This window comes from Stenotrophomonas sp. Steno-C18 (genome assembly GCF_056393195.1).
In genome coordinates this window covers 382638-401218 of record NZ_JBWJOX010000004.1, presented here as the reverse complement: position 1 = coordinate 401218, position 18581 = coordinate 382638, and the positions used below count along the sequence as shown (strand labels likewise).

Here is an 18581-nt window from a genome sequence, read left to right as displayed (position 1 = left end):
CTCACTCCGCGCGCGGCTTTTTGGCCGCCGTTTCGTTATTGGATTTGTTCTTGGCCTTGTCGCCCTTCTTCGGGGCCGGGCCGGTGGGTTTGGTCGGCGCCAGGCCCAGTGCGGCCCAGTCCGGAATGATGCGTGCCTTGTCGATGTTGTCGAACGCGGCCACGAACGGCTTGCCGTCGACGATGAACGTCACGGTGCCCTGCGCGTGGTCCACCGCGGCGATCTCGCCCTGCAGGCGGCGGCGGCTCTCCTGCGGCAGCTTCAGGCCGACCTTGGCGGACTGGCCAAGCTGCTGCTCGAACTGTTCCAGCGTGAACAACGGACGGTCCACGCCCGGCGAGGAGACTTCCAGCGTGTAGTTGCCGCTGATCGGGTCCTCCACGTCCAGTTGCGCCGACACTTCGCGACTGACCCGCTCGCAGTCGTCGACATTGACCATGCGCTCGGGCTGCTCGGCCAGCGGCACGTCGATGTACAGGCGCAGGGTTGCGCCGCCGGGGGCCGGCAGATACTCGGCGCCCAACAAATCGAGCCCCAGCGCTTGCACGGTGGGGCCCAGCAGATTCGCGATTTCAGTAGCCTTGTCGCTCACAGCCTGCCTTGGTTCGGTAAATGGGGGCTGGTACCACCCAGCCGGGATTTTCCGTTGTCCGGAAACAACAAAGGACCCTATTGGGCCCTTTGTCCGGTTGAAATCCGGTGACTGGATTCCGGTTGCAAGAACGGAAGCAAACGTTCTTGCGAGCCCAGACTTTGGCTTCAATCGACATTGTCGCAGAAACCGAAGCTGGTAGCGGGGGCAGGATTTGAACCTGCGACCTTCGGGTTATGAGCCCGACGAGCTGCCAGACTGCTCCACCCCGCAGCAGAAGCGGAATTATGAAGTAACTTGGATCAGATTGCAACCCTTATTTACTCCACTTGTTTCTCCGATCTTCCGGAGAAACCCGAGGAATTGACTCCCCGGCGAACCACCTTCCGGTGATTCCGGCAGCGCCGCGTCGCGTTGCTGCCGTCAAATCAGGATGTGAATATTACACGATTCACATCTTTGTGTAACTGTTTTTTGAAAATTATTACGACAAATGTGCAAATGCCGTGCGCATCCACTGCAGGATCGGGCCCAGGCCCAGCGGCAGGAACAGCAGCAGGACCGAATTCACGCCCAGCACGATGCCCAGGATGCGGTCGTTGTTGCGCGGCAGCGCCTCGCCCACCGGCTCATCGAAGTACATGACCTTGATGACACGCAGGTAGTAGAAGCAACCGATCACCGCGCAGATCACGCCGACCATGGCCAGCCACAGCAGGTCACCGTTGATTGCAGCACCCAGCACCGCCAGCTTGGTCCAGAATCCCAGGAACGGCGGGATACCGGCCAGCGATGCCATGATGCACAGGACCAGACCGGCCATCCACGGGCTACGGGCATTCAGCCCCTTGAAGTCCTCGATGTTCTCGGCCTCGAAGCCGGCACGCGACAGCGCGATGATCGCGCCGAACGAAGCCGTCGACATGATGGCGTAAGCCACCGCGTAGAACATCGCGGCCGAATAGCCCTGCTCGCCGCCACCGGCCACGCCCATCAGCAGGAAGCCGATGTGGGAGACCGTGGAGTAGGCCAGCATGCGCTTGAGGTTGGTCTGCGCGATGGCCATCAGGTTACCGACGATCAGCGACAGCGCGGCCAGGCCGGCCAGCACATACTGCAGTTCGGTCGACAACGGGCCCACGCCCATTTCCAGCAGGCGGTAAGCCATGCCGAACGCGGCCAGCTTCGGTGCCGAGCTGATGAACAGCGCGATCGGCGCCGGGGCACCCTGGTACACGTCCGGCAGCCACATGTGGAACGGCGCGGCGCCCAGCTTGAAGGCAACGCCGGCGACCATGAACACCGCGCCGGTCAGCAGCAGCAGGCGCTCGTCGGAATGGGCGATGGCGCCGTGGATGACGTCCAGGTGCAGCGAGCCGGTGGCGCCATAGATCAGCGACATGCCGTACAGCAGCAGGCCCGAGGCCAGCGAACCCAGCACGATGTACTTCATGCCGGCTTCGGCGGCGAGCTTGTTCTCGCGGTTGCTGGCAACCAGCGCGTACGAACACAGCGCCAGCAGCTCCAGCCCCAGGTAGACCATCAGCAGGCTGCCGGCCGACACCAGGATCATCATGCCGGCGGTGGCGAACAGGATCAGCACCGGGATCTCGCCCTGGTACAGGTTGCGTTCGCGCAGGTAGCTCCAGCCGTAGATCAGGCTCAGGCCACTGACCAGCACCACCACCGTCTTCATGATGTCGGCGGCGTTGTCACGGATGAACATGCCATGGAACACCTCACCCTGCCCGCCCACGCCACCCAGCAGCAGGCCGAAGGCGACGGCCAGCACGGCCACCGAGATGAAGTGGGTCCAGACCTTGTGCCGGTTGCTGATGAACAGATCGAGGATCAGCAGGGCGAAGGCGCCACCAATCACCACCAGTTCTGGCAGCAACGGCGGGAGGTCGGCGGTGGTCAACGGCAGAAGCGTCGGCGTTGTCATCATCAAATCCTGGAATCAATACTCTCGACGGGCCGCTTACAGCAGCTTGCTCGATGCGATCTGCATCGCCAGCTTGGCGATGGACGGCTCCATCAGGTCAGTCAGCGGCTTGGGATAGAAGCCCAGCACCAGCGTGCCGACGGCGAACACACCCAACACCAGCCATTCACGACCGTTGATGTCCTTCAGTTCGGCCACATGGGCATTGCCCACCTCGCCGAAGAACACGCGCTTGTACAGCCACAGCGAGTACGCGGCGCTGATGATCAGCGTGGTCGCCGCACCCAGTGCCACCAGCGGGTTCCACTGGAAGGACGCCAGCACGATCATGAATTCACCCACGAAGCCGCTGGTACCTGGCAGGCCCGAGTTGGCCATGAAGAACAGCAACGCGAAGGTGGCGAACCACGGCATCACGTTGACCACGCCGCCGTAATCGGCGATGCGGCGGCTGTGCATGCGGTCGTACAGCACGCCCACGCAGGAGAACATCGCACCGGACACGAAGCCGTGCGAGATCATCTGCACCATGGCGCCCTGCAGGCCCAGGCGGGCGGCGTCGGCGTTGCCGGCCTCACGCACCAGCCACAGCGCGGTGAACGTGCCGAGGGTGACGAAGCCCATGTGTGCGACCGACGAATAGGCGATCAGCTTCTTCATGTCGTCCTGCACCATCGCGACCAGGCCGACGTAGATCACCGCCACCAGCGACAGCGCGATCACCAGCCAGGCCCACTCGGCGCTGGCGTCCGGCACGATCGGCAGGTTGAAGCGCAGGAAGCCGTAGCCACCGATCTTCAGCGCGATGGCCGCCAGGATCACCGAACCGGCGGTCGGCGCTTCCACGTGCGCATCCGGCAGCCAGGTGTGCACCGGGAACATCGGCACCTTGACCGCGAAGGCGATCAGGAAGGCGAAGAAGATCCACGTCTGTTCCTTGGCCGACAACTGCAACTGGTACAGGTCGGCCAGCTGGAAGCTGCCGCCCTTCAGGTACAGGTAGATCAGCGCCACCAGCATCAGCACCGAGCCGAGGAAGGTGTACAGGAAGAACTTCATGGCCGCGTAGATGCGACGCGGGCCGCCCCAGACGCCGATGATCAGGAACATCGGGATCAGCATGGCTTCGAAGAACACGTAGAACAGCATCGCGTCGGTGGCGGCGAAGATGCCGACCGTGACGCCTTCCAGGATCAGGAAGGCGGCGACGTACTGGTTCACGCGCTTGTCGACCACGCCCCAGGCGCCGATCAGGGCCAGCACGCCGACCAGGGTGGTCAGCAGCACCAGCGCGATGGCGATGCCATCGACGGCGAGGTTGTAGCCGATACCGAAGGCCGGGATCCACGGATGCTGCTCGACGAACTGCATCACGTCGGCGGCGCCGCGGTCATAGCCGCTGAGCAGGCCGAGGCTCAACAGGAAGGTGAGCAATGCCACCGCCAGCGACGCCCAACGGGCGGTCTGGGCGTTGCGCACGGCGAGGATCAACGCACCGCCGATGATCGGCAGCCAGATGAGAACACTAAGTAGGGGCCAGTTCGACACGTCTTCTATTCCGTACAGGTCAACGCCAGAAATGCATCAGCAGGCCCAGCAGGGCAATCAGGCCGATGATCATCGCGAAGGCGTAGTGGTAGAGGAAACCGGATTGGGTGCGGCGCAGCAGGTTGGCAGCCAGGTCGACCAGACGGGCCGAACCATTCACCACCACACCGTCGACGACCGTGCTGTCCACGGCACGGGCGGCCTTGCCGAGCTGCACACCACCGCCGGCAAAGCCGTCGATCCAGAGCTTGTCGAAGCCGTACTTGTTTTCCAGCACCGAAACCAGCGGTGCCAGGTTCTTGCGCGCCTGACCGGCCAGTTCCGGCTTCCAGACGTAGAACACCCACGCCAGGATGAAGCCCGCAACCGTCAGCCAGAACGCCGGCATCATCATGCCGTGCAGCGCGTAGGCCACTGAGCCGTGCCAGAACTCCTTGCCCACGGCGGCGATGGTGTCGCGTGCCGGGTCGTAGAAATCAACGATGCCGGTGAAGAACGACATGGCCTGGCCCGGCACGCCACCCTCGGCGGCATGACCGTCCCAGCCGGTGCCGAACAGCATCGGGCCAATGGTGAAGAAGCCGATCAGGATGGACGGGATGGCCAGCAGGATCAGCGGCACCGTCACCACCAGCGGCGACTCGTGCGGCTCGTGGGCGCCGTGACCGTGGTGGTCATCGTGGCCATGGCCGTGATGGCCGTGGTCATCGTGCGCGTCACGGAAGCGCTCCTTGCCGAAGAAGGTCAGGAACAGCAGGCGGAAGCTGTAGAAGCTGGTGACGATCACGCCACCAAGCACCGCCCAGTAGCCATACGTGGCCACCCAGCTGGACGAATGCTGCGCGTGGTGCGCGGCGGCTTCGATGATGGTGTCCTTGGAGTAGAAGCCCGCGAAGAACGGGGTGCCGACCAGGGCCAGCGTACCGATCCACATGGTGATGTGGGTGATCGGCATGTACTTGCGCAGGCCGCCCATCTTCAGCATGTTCTGCTCGTGGTGCATGCCGATGATCACCGAGCCGGCACCCAGGAACAGCAGCGCCTTGAAGAAGGCGTGGGTCATCAGGTGGAACACGGCGCCCGAGTAGGCGGACACGCCCAGGGCAACGGTCATGTAGCCCAGCTGCGACAGCGTCGAGTAGGCAACCACGCGCTTGATGTCGCTCTGCACGATGCCGATCAGGCCGGTGAAGAAGGCCGTGGTCGCACCGATGAACAGGATGAAGTCCAGCGCGGTCTGCGACAGCTCGAACAGCGGCGACATGCGGGTGACCATGAAGATGCCCGCGGTCACCATCGTCGCGGCGTGGATCAGCGCCGAGATCGGGGTCGGGCCTTCCATCGAGTCCGGAAGCCACACGTGCAGCGGCACCTGGGCCGACTTGCCCATCGCGCCGATGAACAGGCAGATGCAGATCACGGTGGCGATCGACCACTGGTGGTCACCGATCAGCTGCACCATGGCATGGCCGGTGGCATCGGTACCCAGCACGGTGCCGGCATTGGCGAACACGGTGGCGTAGTCCAGCGTGCCGAACGCCCACAGGATGCCGCCGATGCCCAGCAGGAAGCCGAAGTCACCGACGCGGTTGACCAGGAAGGCCTTCATGTTGGCGAAGATGGCGCTGGGCTTCTTGAAGTAGAAGCCGATCAGCAGGTACGACACCAGACCCACCGCTTCCCAGCCGAAGAACAGCTGCAGGAAGTTGTTGCTCATCACCAGCGTGAACATCGAGAAGGTGAACAGCGAGATGTAGCTGAAGAAGCGCTGGTAGCCGTCGTCCTCGGACATGTAGCCGATGGAGTAGATGTGCACCAGCAGCGACACGAAGCTCACCACCACCATCATCATGGCGGTCATGCGATCGATCATGAAGCCGACGTGGGCCGCGTACTGGCCGACCTCGAAGAAGGTGTAGATGTTCTGGTTGAACGGCTGCGCCCCACCCCACAGCAGCTGGTACAGCGTGTGTGCGGACAGCACGAAGCTGATCGCCACGCCGAGGATGGTGATGTACTGGGCGCCCTTGCGCCCGACCTGGCGTCCGAAGAGGCCGGCGATGATGCTGCCGAACAGTGGTGCGAGCACCACTGCGATCAACAGACTCTTGGAGAGAGTGATTTCCATCTCGGATCAGCCCTTCAGCGAATCAACTTCGCCCACGTTGATGGTGTGGCGAGTACGGAACAAGGTCACCAGGATCGCGAGGCCGATTGCAGCTTCGGCTGCGGCCACGGTCAGGATGAAGAACACGAACAGCTGGCCGGCGGTGTCGCCCAGCTCACGCGAGAAGGCGATGAAGTTGATGTTGACCGACAGCAGCATCAGTTCGATCGACATCAGCAGCACGATGATGTTCTTCCGGTTCAGGAAGATGCCGGCGACGGAGATGCAGAACATCACCGCGCCCAGCGCGAGCATATGGCCCAGGGAAATCATGGCTTGGCCTCCTCGCCACCTTCGTTGTTCGCTTGCACCTGCACCACCGGCTTCTCGGCGGCCATCTTGACGATGCGCAGGCGGTCTTTTGCCTTGACCATGGTCTGCTCGGTCGGGTTCTGCGTCTTCAGGCCCTGACGGCGGCGCAGGGTCAGCATCACGGCTGCCACCACGGCGACGGTCAGGATCACTGCGGCGAACTCGAACGGCAGCAGGTATTCGGTGAACAGGCTGCGCGCCAGCCAGGTGATGTTGGAGGTGTCCGCGGCGACCGCGGCGGCGTTGTCCACGGGGAACGGCGCCATGCGGGCCTTGATGCCGATCAGGGTCAGCATCTGCACCAGCATCACCACCGCGACCACCAGGCCCACCGGCAGGTAGCGCACCCAGCCTTCACGCAGGTTGGTGGTATCGATGTCCAGCATCATCACCACGAACAGGAACAACACCATCACCGCGCCGACGTACACCAGCACCAGCGTGACGCCCAGGAACTCGGCCCCCACCAGCAGCCACACGCAGGCCACCGAGAAGAAGGTCAGGATCAGGCACAGCACGGCATACACCGGGTTGCGCACGCTGATCACCGACGCGGCCGAAATGCCCGCGATGATCGAGAAGAACCAGAAAGCGATATTTACCCAATCCATCTCGAGACCTCAGCGGAAAGCAGCGTCGGCGGCGCGGCGCTCGGCGATTTCGGTTTCAAGCCGATCGCCGATGGCCAGCAGCTGCGGCTTGGTGATGATGTTTTCGCCACGCTTCTCAAAGTGGTACTCGAGAATGTGGGTCTCGACGATCGAGTCCACCGGGCAGCTTTCCTCGCAGAAGCCGCAGAAGATGCACTTGAACAGATCGATCTCGTAACGCGTGGTGCGGCGGGTGCCGTCCTCGCGCTTGGCCGAGTCGATGGTGATGGCCAGCGCCGGGCACACCGCTTCGCACAGCTTGCAGGCGATGCAGCGCTCTTCACCGTTGGGATAACGGCGCAGGGCGTGCAGGCCGCGGAAGCGCGGCGACTGCGGGAACTTCTCCATCGGGTACAGCACGGTGTACTTGGGCTTGAACGTGTACTTCAACGTCAGCCACAGGCCTCCGAGCAGCTCCAGGAGCAGCAGGCTCTTGAAATAGTGGGTGATCTTATTCATGAATCAAACGCCCTTCTGGATCACGCCGTAGAACACCATCAGTGCCGTCACCGCGATCCAGAAAATGGTCAGCGGGATGAACACCTTCCAACCCAGACGCATGATCTGGTCGTAACGGAAACGCGGGAAGCTGGCACGGAACCAGATGTAGGCGCTAGCGAAGAACAGCACCTTGAGCAGCAGCCACGGCCAGCCACCGTCCCAGATCCAGTTGATCCACGGCGACACATCGCCGCTGACCCAACCCTGCAGCGGGCTCAGCCAGCCACCCAGGAAGAAGATCGAGATCAGGAAGCTGACCAGGATCATGTTGGCGTATTCGGCCAGGAAGAACAGCGCGAACGCACCGCCGGAGTACTCGACCATGTGGCCGGCGACGATTTCCGACTCGCCTTCCACCACGTCGAACGGCGCGCGGTTGGTCTCGGCGACGCCGGACACCCAGTACACGACGAACAGCGGCAGCAGCGGCAGCAGGAACCAGTCGAACAGGCCCGAATCACCCTTCTGCGCCAGCACGATGTCGGTCAGGTTCAGGCTGCCGGCGGCGATCATCACGCCGACCAGTGCGAAGCCCATCGCGATTTCGTAGCTGACCACCTGGGCGGCCGAACGCATCGCGCCGAGGAAGGCGTACTTCGAGTTGGACGCCCAACCGGCCAGGATCACGCCGTACACGCCCAGCGAGGTCATCGCCAGCAGGTACAGCAGGCCGACGTTGGCGTTGGACAGCACCAGCTTGTAGTCGAAGGGCACCACCGCCCACGCCGCGAACGACGGCGCCAGCACGATCAGCGGCGCGATGACGTACATCGCCTTGTGCGCGCTGGCCGGAGCGATGATTTCCTTGAACAGCAGCTTGGTGACGTCGGCGAACGCCTGCAGCAGGCCGCCGAGGCCCACGTACATGGGCCCGTGGCGGACGTGCATCCAGCCGATCAGCTTGCGCTCCCACAACACGTAGAACGCCACCGAGATGATCACCGGCATCGCGATGAGCAGGATCTTCAGCACCGTCCACAGGACGATGCCGATGTCGCCCAGGGCGAGGAACCACTGGTGCAGCGGGTCGACCGCGTTCAACAGCAACTCGTTCATGCAGCCACCACCGTTACACGTGCGGCACCCAGCGGCGCGGTCGCGCCGTGGCCCGATTCAATCCAAACCGTACCGGCGGCGACGCGCGCGTCGACCACCACCGGCAGCGTGGCACGACCGGCATCGTTGCCGACCTTTGCCATCTGGCCCTCGCCCAGCGACAGGCGCGCGGCATCGTCGGTATTGAGCACGATGCGCGGGTCGGTGTTGAGCGGATGCGCCTGCAGTGCCTGGGCACGGCGGACGACGGCATCGGTGCGGTAGATGGCCGGGGTCGAAGCGACCTCTAGGCCCTCGCCCACCACCTGCGGCTGCGCCGAAGCGGCCACCTTGACCGACACCGGCGCGATGCTCGCGCGCAGGCCGGCCAGATCGGTGAAGCCGAACCCGGCCAGCTGCATGTCACCGCCCAGCGCACGCAGCACGCGCCAACCCTCGCGGGCCTCGCCCTGCAGCTTGCCACCGGCACGGGCGACCTGCTCGCGGCCGTCGAGGTTGGTCAGCGTGCCGTCGACTTCCGGCAGCGCGCCGATCGGCAGGATCAGGTCGGCGACGTCGCGGGTCGAGGCACAGGCGTACTGGCTGAAGGACACCACCTTGGCACCGGCCAGCGCCTTGCGGGCGGCGTTGGTGTCGGCGAAGTCCAGGCCCGGCTCGATGCCGTACAGCACGTAGGCCTTGCGCGGCTGCGCCAGCATCGCGTTGACGTCCTTGCCGGCCGGCAGCACGCCGACGCGCGACAGGCCAACGGCATTGGCGCCCTGCGGGATGCGGCACAGCTTGGCGCCGGTGGCGGCGGCGAATGCACTGGCGGCCGAACGGATCGCGGCGGCCCGCGGGTGATTCTCGGCAATCGCACCGACGATGATGACGGTGTTGGCACCGCCCTTCACCGCATCGACCAGCTGTGCGTTGCCCAGGGCCTCGACGAAGCGCGACGGGGCGACGATGTGCTTGCCGGCCAGCTTGAAGGCGAAGTCGAACTCCACCGGGTTGACCGCGAAGATCTGCGCGCCACGCTGGGTCTGCGCCTTGCGCAGGCGGGCATGCAGCAGCGGCAGTTCGTGGCGGATGTTGCTACCCAGCACGACGATGCGGTCGGCGTTCTCGATGTCGGCCAGCGAGGCGCCGAATACTTCGGCAACCGGCGCGTCGGAGAAGTCGCGGTTGTTGATGCGGTGGTCGATGTTGTTCGAACCCAGGCCGGCGGCCAGACGAGCCAGCAGCGCGCCTTCCTCGTTGGAGGTCGACGGATGCACCAGCACGCCGAGATCGTCGCCACGGTTGGCGTCAAGGATCTCGCGGGCAGCGGCCAGGCCCTCGGCCCAGCTCACTTCCTTCCACTCGCCGTTGACCTTCTGCAGCGGCTTGACCGCACGGTCAGCGGCATACAGGCCCTGGTGCGAGTAACGATCGCGGTCGGACAGCCAGCACTCGTTGACCTGCTCGTTGTCACGCGGCACCGCGCGCAGCACTTCGCCGCGGCGCACGTGCAGGAACAGGTTCGAGCCCATCGCGTCGTGGTAACCCAGCGACTCGCGCGCGGTCAGCTCCCACGGGCGTGCCTTGAACTGGAACACCTTGTTGGTCAGCGCGCCAACCGGGCACACGTCGATGACGTTGCCGGACAGCTCGGTGGTCAGCGGCTTGCCGTCGTAGGTGCCGATCTGCAGGTTCTCGCCGCGCGACATGCCACCCAGCTCGTAGGTGCCCGCCACTTCGGCGGTGAAGCGCACGCAGCGGGTGCACTGGATGCAGCGGGTCATCTCGGTGGCGACCAGCGGACCCATGTCCTCGTCGGCCACCACGCGCTTGCGCTCGTTGAAGCGGCTGACCGAACGGCCGTAGCCCAGCGAGACGTCCTGCAGCTCGCACTCACCGCCCTGGTCGCAGATCGGGCAGTCCAGCGGGTGGTTGATGAGCAGGAACTCCATCACCGAACGCTGGTACTTGAGTGCCTTCTCGTTGCGGGTCTGGATCTTCATGCCATCCATGACCGGGGTCGCGCACGCCGGTGACGGCTTGGGCGACTTTTCAACGTCGACCAGGCACATGCGGCAGTTGGCAGCGATCGGCAGCTTCTCGTGGTAGCAGAAGCGCGGGATCGGGATGCCGGCCTTGTCGGCGGCCTGGATGATCATCGAACCCTTGGGCACGACCAGTGCCTGGCCATCGATCTCGATCGAGACGTGGTCCGGCGGCACGTTTGGATTTACCGGTTGCGCGCTCATGCGGCAGCAGCCTCCACCTTCTTGCCGTCAACCATCGAATGACCGTTGACGATGTAGTACTCGAATTCGTCCCAGAACTGGCGCAGGAAACCCTGGATCGGCCATGCCGCCGCTTCACCGAACGCGCAGATGGTGTGGCCTTCGATCTGGCCGGCCACCGTCTTGAGCTGGTGCAGGTCGTCCATCGTGGCCTGGCCGGCGACGATGCGCTCCAGCACGCGGTGCATCCAGCCGGTGCCTTCACGGCACGGGGTGCACTGGCCGCAGGATTCCTTGTGGAAGAACTGGCTGATGCGGCAGGCGAACTTGACGCAGCACACGCTGTCATCCAGCACCACGATCGCACCCGAACCCAGGCCGGAGCCCAGCGCACGGATGGTGTCGTAGTCCATCGGCAGGTCCTTGAGCTGCTCGGCGGTCAGCACCGGCATCGAGACGCCGCCCGGGATCGCCGCCTTCAGCTTGCGGCCCGGGCGCAGGCCACCGGCCATTTCCAGCAGCGCGTCGAAGGTGGTGCCCAGCGGCACTTCGAAGTTGCCGCCCCTGGTGACGCAACCGGAGACCGAGAAGCACTTCGGGCCGCCGTTGTTGGTCAGGCTCAGGCCCTTGAACCACTCCGGACCGTTGCGGATGATCGCCGGCACCGAGCCGTAGGTCTCGGTGTTGTTGATCGTCGACGGCTTGCCGTACAGGCCGAAGTTGGCCGGGAACGGCGGCTTGTAGCGCGGCTGGCCCTTCTTGCCTTCCAGCGATTCCATCAGCGCGGTTTCTTCGCCGCAGATGTAGGCGCCGGCGCCCAGCGCACCGTAGATGTCGATGTCCACGCCGCTGCCCAGCACGTTCTTGCCCAGCCAGCCATGCTTGTAGGCATCGGCCAGGGCCTGCTCGAAGTGCTCGAACGGCTCGTGGTGGAACTCGCCCCGCAGGTAGTTGTAGCCCACGGTCGAACCGGTGGCGTAGCAGGCGATGGCCATGCCCTCCACCACCGAGTGCGGGTTGTAGCGCAGGATGTCGCGGTCCTTGCAGGTGCCCGGCTCGGATTCGTCCGAGTTGCAGAGGATGTACTTCTGCACGTCGCCCTTGGGCATGAAGGACCACTTCAGGCCGGTCGGGAAGCCCGCGCCGCCGCGACCACGCAGGCCGGACTGCTTGACCATCTCGATCACGTCGGCCGGCGGGATCTTCTCTTCGAGGATCTTGCGCAGCGCGGCGTAACCGCCGGTCTTGAGGTAGCTCTCGTACGACCACGGGGTGTCGTAGTGCAGCGTGGTGTAAACCACGTTGTGCGGAAGCGGCGCCGGTCCGACCGGGCCCTTGGATTCGTGGTGTGCCATGCCTTACTCCAGCCCGTCCAGCAGCGCGTCGACCTGGTCCAGCGTCAGGCGCTCATGGTAGTGACCGTTGATGACCATCATCGGCGCGCCCGCGCAGCCGGCCAGGCACTCTTCCTCGCGCTTGAGGTAGACGCGGCCGTCCGGGGTCGATTCACCGTGCTTGATGCCCAGCTTCTTCTCGCAATGGCGGACGATGTCGTCGGCGCCGTTGAGCCAGCAGCTGATGTTGGTGCAGATGGCGACGTTGTTGCGACCCACCTTCTCGGTCTCGAACATCGAGTAGAAGGTGGCAACCTCGTAGGCCCACACGAACGGCAGGTCCAGGTACTTGGCCACGCCGGCGATCAGCTCGTCGGTCAGCCAGCCCTGGTTCTGCTCCTGGGCGGCGTGCAGGCCCTGCAGCACCGCCGAACGCTTGCGCTCCGGCGGGAACTTGGTCAACCAGTGGTCAATGTGGGCACGCGTCTTGTCACTCAACACGACCATCGGGTCGACGTCGCGTGCTGCCTCGTAATTACCTGTCGCCTTCATCGGCCGACCTCAACGAATACCAAATCCTGAAAAACCGATACCTGCAGCAGGCAAGCCGCGCAGGCACCGGGCGCTGTGTTGTTGCCCGGCATTACCGGTCGACCTCACCAAACACGAGGTCGTAGGTACCAATCATCGCCACCACGTCGGCCAGCATGTGGCCGCGCACGATCGAATCGATCGAGGACAGGTGGGCGAAGCCCGGCGCACGCAGGTGCACGCGGAACGGCTTGTTGGCACCGTCGGACATCAGGTAGCAGCCAAACTCACCCTTCGGCGCCTCGACCGCGGCGTAGGTCTCGCCGGCCGGCACGCAGTAGCCTTCGCTGAACAGCTTGAAGTGGTGGATCAGCGCTTCCATGTCGTCCTTCATCTCGGCGCGGGCCGGCGGGGCGATCTTGAAGTTCTTGACCATGACCGGGCCCGGGTTGGCCTTCAGCCACTGCACGCACTGCTTGATGATGCGGTTGGATTCGCGCATCTCGGCCACGCGGACCAGGTAACGGTCGTAGCAGTCGCCATTGGTGCCCAGCGGGATGTCGAAATCAACCGCGTCGTACTTGGCGTACGGCTGCTTCTTGCGCAGGTCCCAGGCAATGCCCGAACCGCGCAGCATCACGCCGGTCATGCCCCATGCCAGCGCATGCTCCGGGCTGACCACGCCGATGCCGACCGTACGCTGCTTCCAGATGCGGTTGTCGGTGAGCAGGGTTTCGTACTCGTCGACGCGCGAAGGGAACTCGTTGGTGAAGTTCTCCAGGAAGTCCAGCAGCGAGCCTTCGCGCGAGGCATTCAAACGCTTCAGCGCGTTGCCCTTGTGCCAACGGGACTCCTTGTACTTCGGCATCGTGTCCGGCAGGTCACGGTACACACCGCCCGGACGGTAGTAGGCCGCGTGCATGCGCGCACCGGAGACCGCCTCGTAGCAGTCCATCAGCTCTTCGCGCTCACGGAAGGCGTACAGCATCACCGCCATCGCGCCCAGGTCGAGCGCGTTGGAACCCAGCCACATCAGGTGGTTCAGAATGCGGGTGACTTCGTCGAACAGGGTGCGGATGTACTGCGCACGCTCCGGCGCCTCGATCCCCACCAGGGTCTCGATCGCGCGCACGTAGGCGTGCTCGTTGCACATCATCGAGCAGTAGTCCAGGCGGTCCATGTAGCCGACCGACTGATTGAACGGCTTGGACTCGGCCAGCTTCTCGGTGGCGCGGTGCAGCAGGCCGATGTGCGGGTCGGCACGGACGATGGTTTCACCGTCCATTTCCAGGATCAGGCGCAGCACGCCATGCGCGGCCGGGTGCTGCGGGCCGAAGTTCATGGTGTAGTTGCGGATCTCCTGCCGGGCTTCGGCGGCATTGCTGGCGAAGGCCTGCGAGGCCTGATGGAACTCACTCACTTGATTGCCTCCGTCAGCGCGCGCTCGCCTTCCGCGGTCTGGAAGCGGGCGTCATCGCGGATCACGCGCGGCACGCCGACGCGCGGCTCGACCGAAGTCACCGGCTCGTACACCACACGCTTCTTTTCTTCGTCGTAACGCACTTCGACGTTGCCGATCAGCGGGAAATCCTTGCGGAACGGATGGCCCACGAAACCGTAGTCGGTCAGGATGCGGCGCAGGTCCGGGTGACCTTCGAAGATCACGCCGTACAGGTCGAACGCCTCGCGCTCGAACCAGTTCAGGCCCGGCCAGATGTCGGTCAGCGAGGCCACCACCGGCAGTTCTTCACTGGGAGCGAAGCAGCGCAGGCGCAGCAGCTGGTTGTGCTGGTAGGAACGCAGCTGGACGACCACTGCGAAGCGCTGCTTCGGCAGTGCATCCGGGCGGGCGCCTTCGGCGGTTTCGTGGCTGGGGAACTCGCCCCACGCGAAACGGCCGGCGCCCTTGCCTTCCACGCCACGGCTGAAACCGTGCGAGGAGACGTCCGAGGTATCCCACTCGTCGCTGCCGTAGCCGAGGTAATCGACGCCGCACAGGTCGGTGGCATGCTCGAAGCCGAGCTCGTCACGCAGCACCTGGGCCGTTGCATGCCAGTCCGCGGCGGGCACCTCCAGCGTCACTTCGCCACGCGGTTCGACCACGCTGACCTGCGCACCGGCGAAACGTGCGGCAAGTCGGTCGATGATTGAAGGTGCTTGCTGGGCCATGGGGGCTGGCGTGCTCTTGATTTGAAAGGGGGATCGTCAGCGGGAGATGGTCTGGGTGCGCCAGATCTTCTTCTGCAGCTGCAAGATGCCGTAGACCAGCGCCTCGGCGGTCGGCGGGCAACCCGGGACGTACACGTCCACCGGCACCACGCGGTCACAGCCACGCACCACGGCATACGAATAGTGGTAATAGCCGCCGCCATTGGCGCAGCTACCCATCGAGATGACCCACTTCGGGTCGGGCATCTGGTCGTAGACCTTGCGCAGCGCCGGGGCCATCTTGTTGACCAGGGTGCCGGCCACGATCATCACGTCGGACTGGCGCGGCGACGGGCGGAACACCACGCCGTAACGGTCAAGGTCCAGGCGGGCGGCGCCGGCGTGCATCATCTCCACCGCGCAGCAGGCCAGACCGAAGGTCATCGGCCACATCGAGCCGGTACGCGCCCAGTTCAACAGCGCGTCGACGCTGGTGGTCACGTAGCCCTTCTCGAGCAGGGGGTTCTCGCCTTCAGGCCGCAGAATGTCATCAACCCGCCCTTCCGGGACGGGGTTGTTCATCAGGCCGTCGAGAGTCTGAATCACTCCCATTCCAGCGCTCCCTTCTTCCAAACGTAGATAAAGCCGAGGAACAACATGCCCACGAACAGGCCCATGGTCACGAGCGAGCGGGCGCCCAGCTCCATGAAGACCTGGGTCCAAGGCACGATGAAGATGATTTCCAGGTCAAAGACGATGAACTGGATGGCGATCAGGTAGTAACGCACGTCGAACTTCATGCGCGCGTTTTCGAACGCCTCGAAGCCACACTCGTAGGCCGAGAGTTTCTCGTTGTCCGGCGAACGGGGAGCGAGGAACCGACCGATCAACATCAGCGTGACGCCGATGCCGGTGGCGACGATCAGAAACAGCAGAGACGGCAAATATTCGGCCAGCACAGCGATTCTCTCTTGCCTCTGCCCGGGACACCCGAAGGGCGCCAAGGCATGGGGGATTGACGGGACTTGCCACGACGGGAGGCTGCTGCATCCCGTGTACCCGCTTACAAACTATGGTGCCCAAGAGGGGACTCGAACCCCTACGACTCTCGTCGCTACCACCTCAAGGTAGTGCGTCTACCAATTCCGCCACCTGGGCTTACGTCGGCCCTGCTGGTTCAGCAGAGCGCCGCGTATTGTAACCGTCTTCAGTCTTTCTGTGCGCCTTCGGCAGGCTTTTCTTCACTACTGGACGGAATATTTTCTACCGGGGCTGCTGCCTGCGGCACTTCGCCGGCCGCCGGGGCCTGCGGGATGGACTGCAACTCACCGGCCGGCGCGGCCGGGGTAGCCGCCGGGGCCTCGATCTGGGTCGACATCAGGCCCAGGCCTTCACCGGAGGAGCGGGCGCCATGGCTGGCGTACCAGGCCATGAACAGGCTGATGCCGAAGAACACCACGGCCAGCCACTTGGTCGACTTGGACAGGAAGTTGGACGCGCCACGCGCACCGAACACCGTGCCCGAGGCGCCGGCACCAAAACCCGAGCCCGCCGCCGCGCCAGAACCGCGCTGCATCAGGATCAGCGCGATCATCGCGATCGCCACCAGCACATAGACCACATTGAGGATCAACATCAGCATTTGAAATCCGTCCCGGACAATTCACCCGTTAGCGACCGGCTGCTGCCCTCGCGATGGCCAGGAAATCCGCCGCCACCAGCGATGCGCCGCCTACCAGCCCGCCATCAACGTCAGGCTGCGAAAACAGCTCTGCGGCATTGTCGGGCTTGACGCTGCCACCATAGAGCAGCGGCAGCGAATCAGCGATTCTAGCATCGCGCTTGGCCACTTCGCCACGGATGAACGCATGCACGGCCTGCGCCTGCTCCGGCGTGGCGGTCCGGCCGGTGCCGATCGCCCAGACCGGCTCATAGGCCACCACCGCCCTGGCGAAGGCCTCGACCCCGGCCAACTCCAACACCGGCGCCAGCTGTGCGGCGATGACCTGCTCGGTCTGGCCGGCTTCACGCTGCTCCAGCGTCTCACCGACACACAAGACTGGGACCAGGCCAGCATGGATGGCTGCCACGAACTTGCGTGCCACCAACTCGCTGCTCTCATGGTGGTACTGGCGGCGCTCCGAATGCCCCACCAAGCCATGGCTGGCGCCGACATCAATCAGCATGCTGGCCGAAACTTCACCGGTATAGGCACCCTTTTCATTACAGCTGACGTCCTGCGCACCAAATTCCAGCGCCGTACCCTCGAAGTCCTCGACCAGGTCGCCCAGGTATGGCAACGGCGGCAAGATCACCACCTTCACTCCCTCCAGCGGCAGCCCGGCAGCCACCTGCCCCACCAACTCGGTGGCGAATTGACGGCTGCCATGCAGCTTCCAGTTACCGGCAACGATCTTCTGGCGCATTCAGGAGTGACTCCCAGTTCTAAAAAGGTGGGCGAAGGATAGCCGAAATGCAGACATCGGCAGGACAACTGCGGACAAAGCGGGACAACATGCACAAACGCCGCCGGGCCAGGGGCCGCGACGGCGCTTGCGGACGAACCGGAACCGGCAGAGCCGGCACCGGGCGTTACTTCAGCTTGATCTCGCGCAGACGCTCTTCCAGGAAGCCATGGGCGGTGATCGCCTCCGGGTACCGGCTCGGGTTCTCCGGGGTGATGCACGAGGGCAGCACATCGATCAGGAAGTCCGGGTTCGGGTGCAGGAAGAACGGCACCGAGTAGCGCGGCTGGCGAGCCAGGTCGCCCGGGGGGTTGACCACCCGGTGGATGGTCGACGGGTACACGTGGTTGGTCAGGCGCTGCAGCATGTCGCCGATGTTGACCACGATGGTGTCCGCGTCCGAGGTGAACGGCACCCACTCGCCCTCGTGCGACTGCACTTCCAGGCCGGCGGCGCTGGCGCCCACCAGCAGGGTGATGAAGTTGATGTCGCCATGTGCACCGGCGCGGACATTGGGGATGTCGTCGGTGGTGATCGGCGGGTAATGGATCGGGCGCAGGATCGAGTTGCCGTTGTTGGTCTTGTCGGCGAAGTAGTCCTGCGGCAGGCCGATGTGCAACGCCAGCGCCGACAGCACGCGCGAACCCAGGTTGTCGAGCTTCTGGTACAGGCCATAGCCGTACTCACGGAAACCCGGCACCTCGCTCGGCCACAGGTTCGGCGGCATCACGTCGCGGTACCTGGAATCGTCCGGGATCTCGCGACCGATGTGCCAGAACTCCTTCAGGTCGAAGTGCTTGGAGCCCTTAGCCGTTTCCACGCCGAACGGGGTATAGCCGCGGGCACCGCCACCGCCGGCGATGTGGTACTGCTTCTTCACCGCTTCGGGCAGGGCGAAGAAGGCCTTGAACACGTCGTAGGCAGCATCGATCTCGGCCTGCGGGATGCCGTGGTTGCGGATACCCGCGAAGCCCCACTCGCGGTACGCCGCGCCCAGCTCGGCCACGAAGGCCTCACGGTCGGTGTCAAAGCGGGTGATGTCGAGGGTGGGAATACGGGAACTCATTTGAAACTCCAGAAAGGGAAACGGGGCGGCGGCCATTGGAACCGAGCGCCCCGGGA

At 64.3% G+C, this 18581-nt stretch carries 18 protein-coding genes and 2 tRNA genes; all 20 read right to left on the bottom strand.

The features are described from left to right. Position 1: 1 nt before the first annotated feature. Positions 2-592: a ribosome maturation factor RimP gene (gene rimP, locus AC06FE_RS11195; RefSeq protein WP_192286184.1), complete on the bottom strand. Its 591-nt coding sequence runs from the start codon at positions 590-592 to the stop codon at positions 2-4. A 196-nt stretch (positions 593-788) separates the two neighbouring features. Then, positions 789-865 (bottom strand) — tRNA-Met (locus tag AC06FE_RS11190). 211 nt (positions 866-1076) lie between these two features. Beyond that, positions 1077-2537: an NADH-quinone oxidoreductase subunit NuoN gene (gene nuoN / locus AC06FE_RS11185; RefSeq protein ID WP_132864338.1), complete on the bottom strand. Its 1461-nt coding sequence runs from the start codon at positions 2535-2537 to the stop codon at positions 1077-1079. A gap of 36 nt (positions 2538-2573) precedes the next feature. Continuing rightward, a complete protein-coding gene (locus AC06FE_RS11180; RefSeq protein ID WP_313254691.1) occupies positions 2574-4085 on the bottom strand; it encodes an NADH-quinone oxidoreductase subunit M in 1512 nt (503 codons plus the stop codon). Positions 4086-4104: 19 nt separating this feature from the next. Further along, entirely contained in the window at positions 4105-6213 is a 2109-nt protein-coding gene (gene nuoL / locus AC06FE_RS11175) for an NADH-quinone oxidoreductase subunit L (protein WP_192286186.1), read from the bottom strand. A gap of 6 nt (positions 6214-6219) precedes the next feature. Continuing rightward, entirely contained in the window at positions 6220-6525 is a 306-nt protein-coding gene (gene nuoK, locus AC06FE_RS11170) for an NADH-quinone oxidoreductase subunit NuoK (RefSeq protein ID WP_054656949.1), read from the bottom strand. Continuing rightward, on the bottom strand, positions 6522-7175 hold the full coding sequence (locus tag AC06FE_RS11165) for an NADH-quinone oxidoreductase subunit J (protein WP_192286187.1): 654 nt from the start codon (positions 7173-7175) through the stop codon (positions 6522-6524). Before AC06FE_RS11165 ends, nuoK begins: the two co-directional genes overlap by 4 nt. A 9-nt stretch (positions 7176-7184) precedes the next feature. Beyond that, a complete protein-coding gene (nuoI, locus tag AC06FE_RS11160; RefSeq protein WP_132864343.1) occupies positions 7185-7673 on the bottom strand; it encodes an NADH-quinone oxidoreductase subunit NuoI in 489 nt (162 codons plus the stop codon). 3 nt (positions 7674-7676) lie between these two features. After that, the gene (gene nuoH, locus AC06FE_RS11155; protein ID WP_132864344.1) at positions 7677-8771 is read right to left on the bottom strand and encodes an NADH-quinone oxidoreductase subunit NuoH; all 1095 of its coding nucleotides are present in this window, start codon (positions 8769-8771) and stop codon (positions 7677-7679) included. Then, complete coding sequence (gene nuoG, locus AC06FE_RS11150) at positions 8768-11002, bottom strand: NADH-quinone oxidoreductase subunit NuoG (RefSeq protein ID WP_478073064.1); 2235 nt, start codon at positions 11000-11002, stop codon at positions 8768-8770. The genes nuoH and nuoG overlap by 4 nt, the downstream gene beginning before the upstream one ends. Continuing rightward, on the bottom strand, positions 10999-12336 hold the full coding sequence (gene nuoF, locus AC06FE_RS11145) for an NADH-quinone oxidoreductase subunit NuoF (RefSeq protein WP_478073063.1): 1338 nt from the start codon (positions 12334-12336) through the stop codon (positions 10999-11001). The genes nuoG and nuoF overlap by 4 nt, the downstream gene beginning before the upstream one ends. 3 nt (positions 12337-12339) lie before the next feature. Next, positions 12340-12867: an NADH-quinone oxidoreductase subunit NuoE gene (nuoE, locus tag AC06FE_RS11140; protein WP_192286190.1), complete on the bottom strand. Its 528-nt coding sequence runs from the start codon at positions 12865-12867 to the stop codon at positions 12340-12342. Between the two features lie 91 nt (positions 12868-12958). Then, positions 12959-14266 carry an NADH-quinone oxidoreductase subunit D gene (locus tag AC06FE_RS11135; RefSeq protein WP_478073062.1) on the bottom strand — a complete coding sequence of 436 codons (1308 nt, stop codon included), beginning with the start codon at positions 14264-14266 and terminating at the stop codon, positions 12959-12961. After that, on the bottom strand, positions 14263-15015 hold the full coding sequence (locus tag AC06FE_RS11130; RefSeq protein ID WP_478073061.1) for an NADH-quinone oxidoreductase subunit C: 753 nt from the start codon (positions 15013-15015) through the stop codon (positions 14263-14265). Before AC06FE_RS11130 ends, AC06FE_RS11135 begins: the two co-directional genes overlap by 4 nt. A gap of 36 nt (positions 15016-15051) precedes the next feature. Further along, the gene (locus AC06FE_RS11125; protein ID WP_132864350.1) at positions 15052-15606 is read right to left on the bottom strand and encodes a NuoB/complex I 20 kDa subunit family protein; all 555 of its coding nucleotides are present in this window, start codon (positions 15604-15606) and stop codon (positions 15052-15054) included. After that, entirely contained in the window at positions 15597-15953 is a 357-nt protein-coding gene (locus AC06FE_RS11120) for an NADH-quinone oxidoreductase subunit A (protein ID WP_057633772.1), read from the bottom strand. Before AC06FE_RS11120 ends, AC06FE_RS11125 begins: the two co-directional genes overlap by 10 nt. 114 nt (positions 15954-16067) lie before the next feature. Beyond that, positions 16068-16152: transfer RNA gene (locus tag AC06FE_RS11115), tRNA-Leu, on the bottom strand. Between the two features lie 49 nt (positions 16153-16201). Then, positions 16202-16636, bottom strand: coding sequence for a preprotein translocase subunit SecG (secG, locus tag AC06FE_RS11110; protein WP_478073060.1), 435 nt, complete (start codon positions 16634-16636; stop codon positions 16202-16204). Between the two features lie 28 nt (positions 16637-16664). After that, complete coding sequence (gene tpiA / locus AC06FE_RS11105; RefSeq protein WP_192286193.1) at positions 16665-17420, bottom strand: triose-phosphate isomerase; 756 nt, start codon at positions 17418-17420, stop codon at positions 16665-16667. Between the two features lie 166 nt (positions 17421-17586). Beyond that, entirely contained in the window at positions 17587-18525 is a 939-nt protein-coding gene (locus AC06FE_RS11100; protein WP_478073059.1) for an isopenicillin N synthase family dioxygenase, read from the bottom strand. Between the last annotated feature and the right edge of the window lie 56 nt (positions 18526-18581).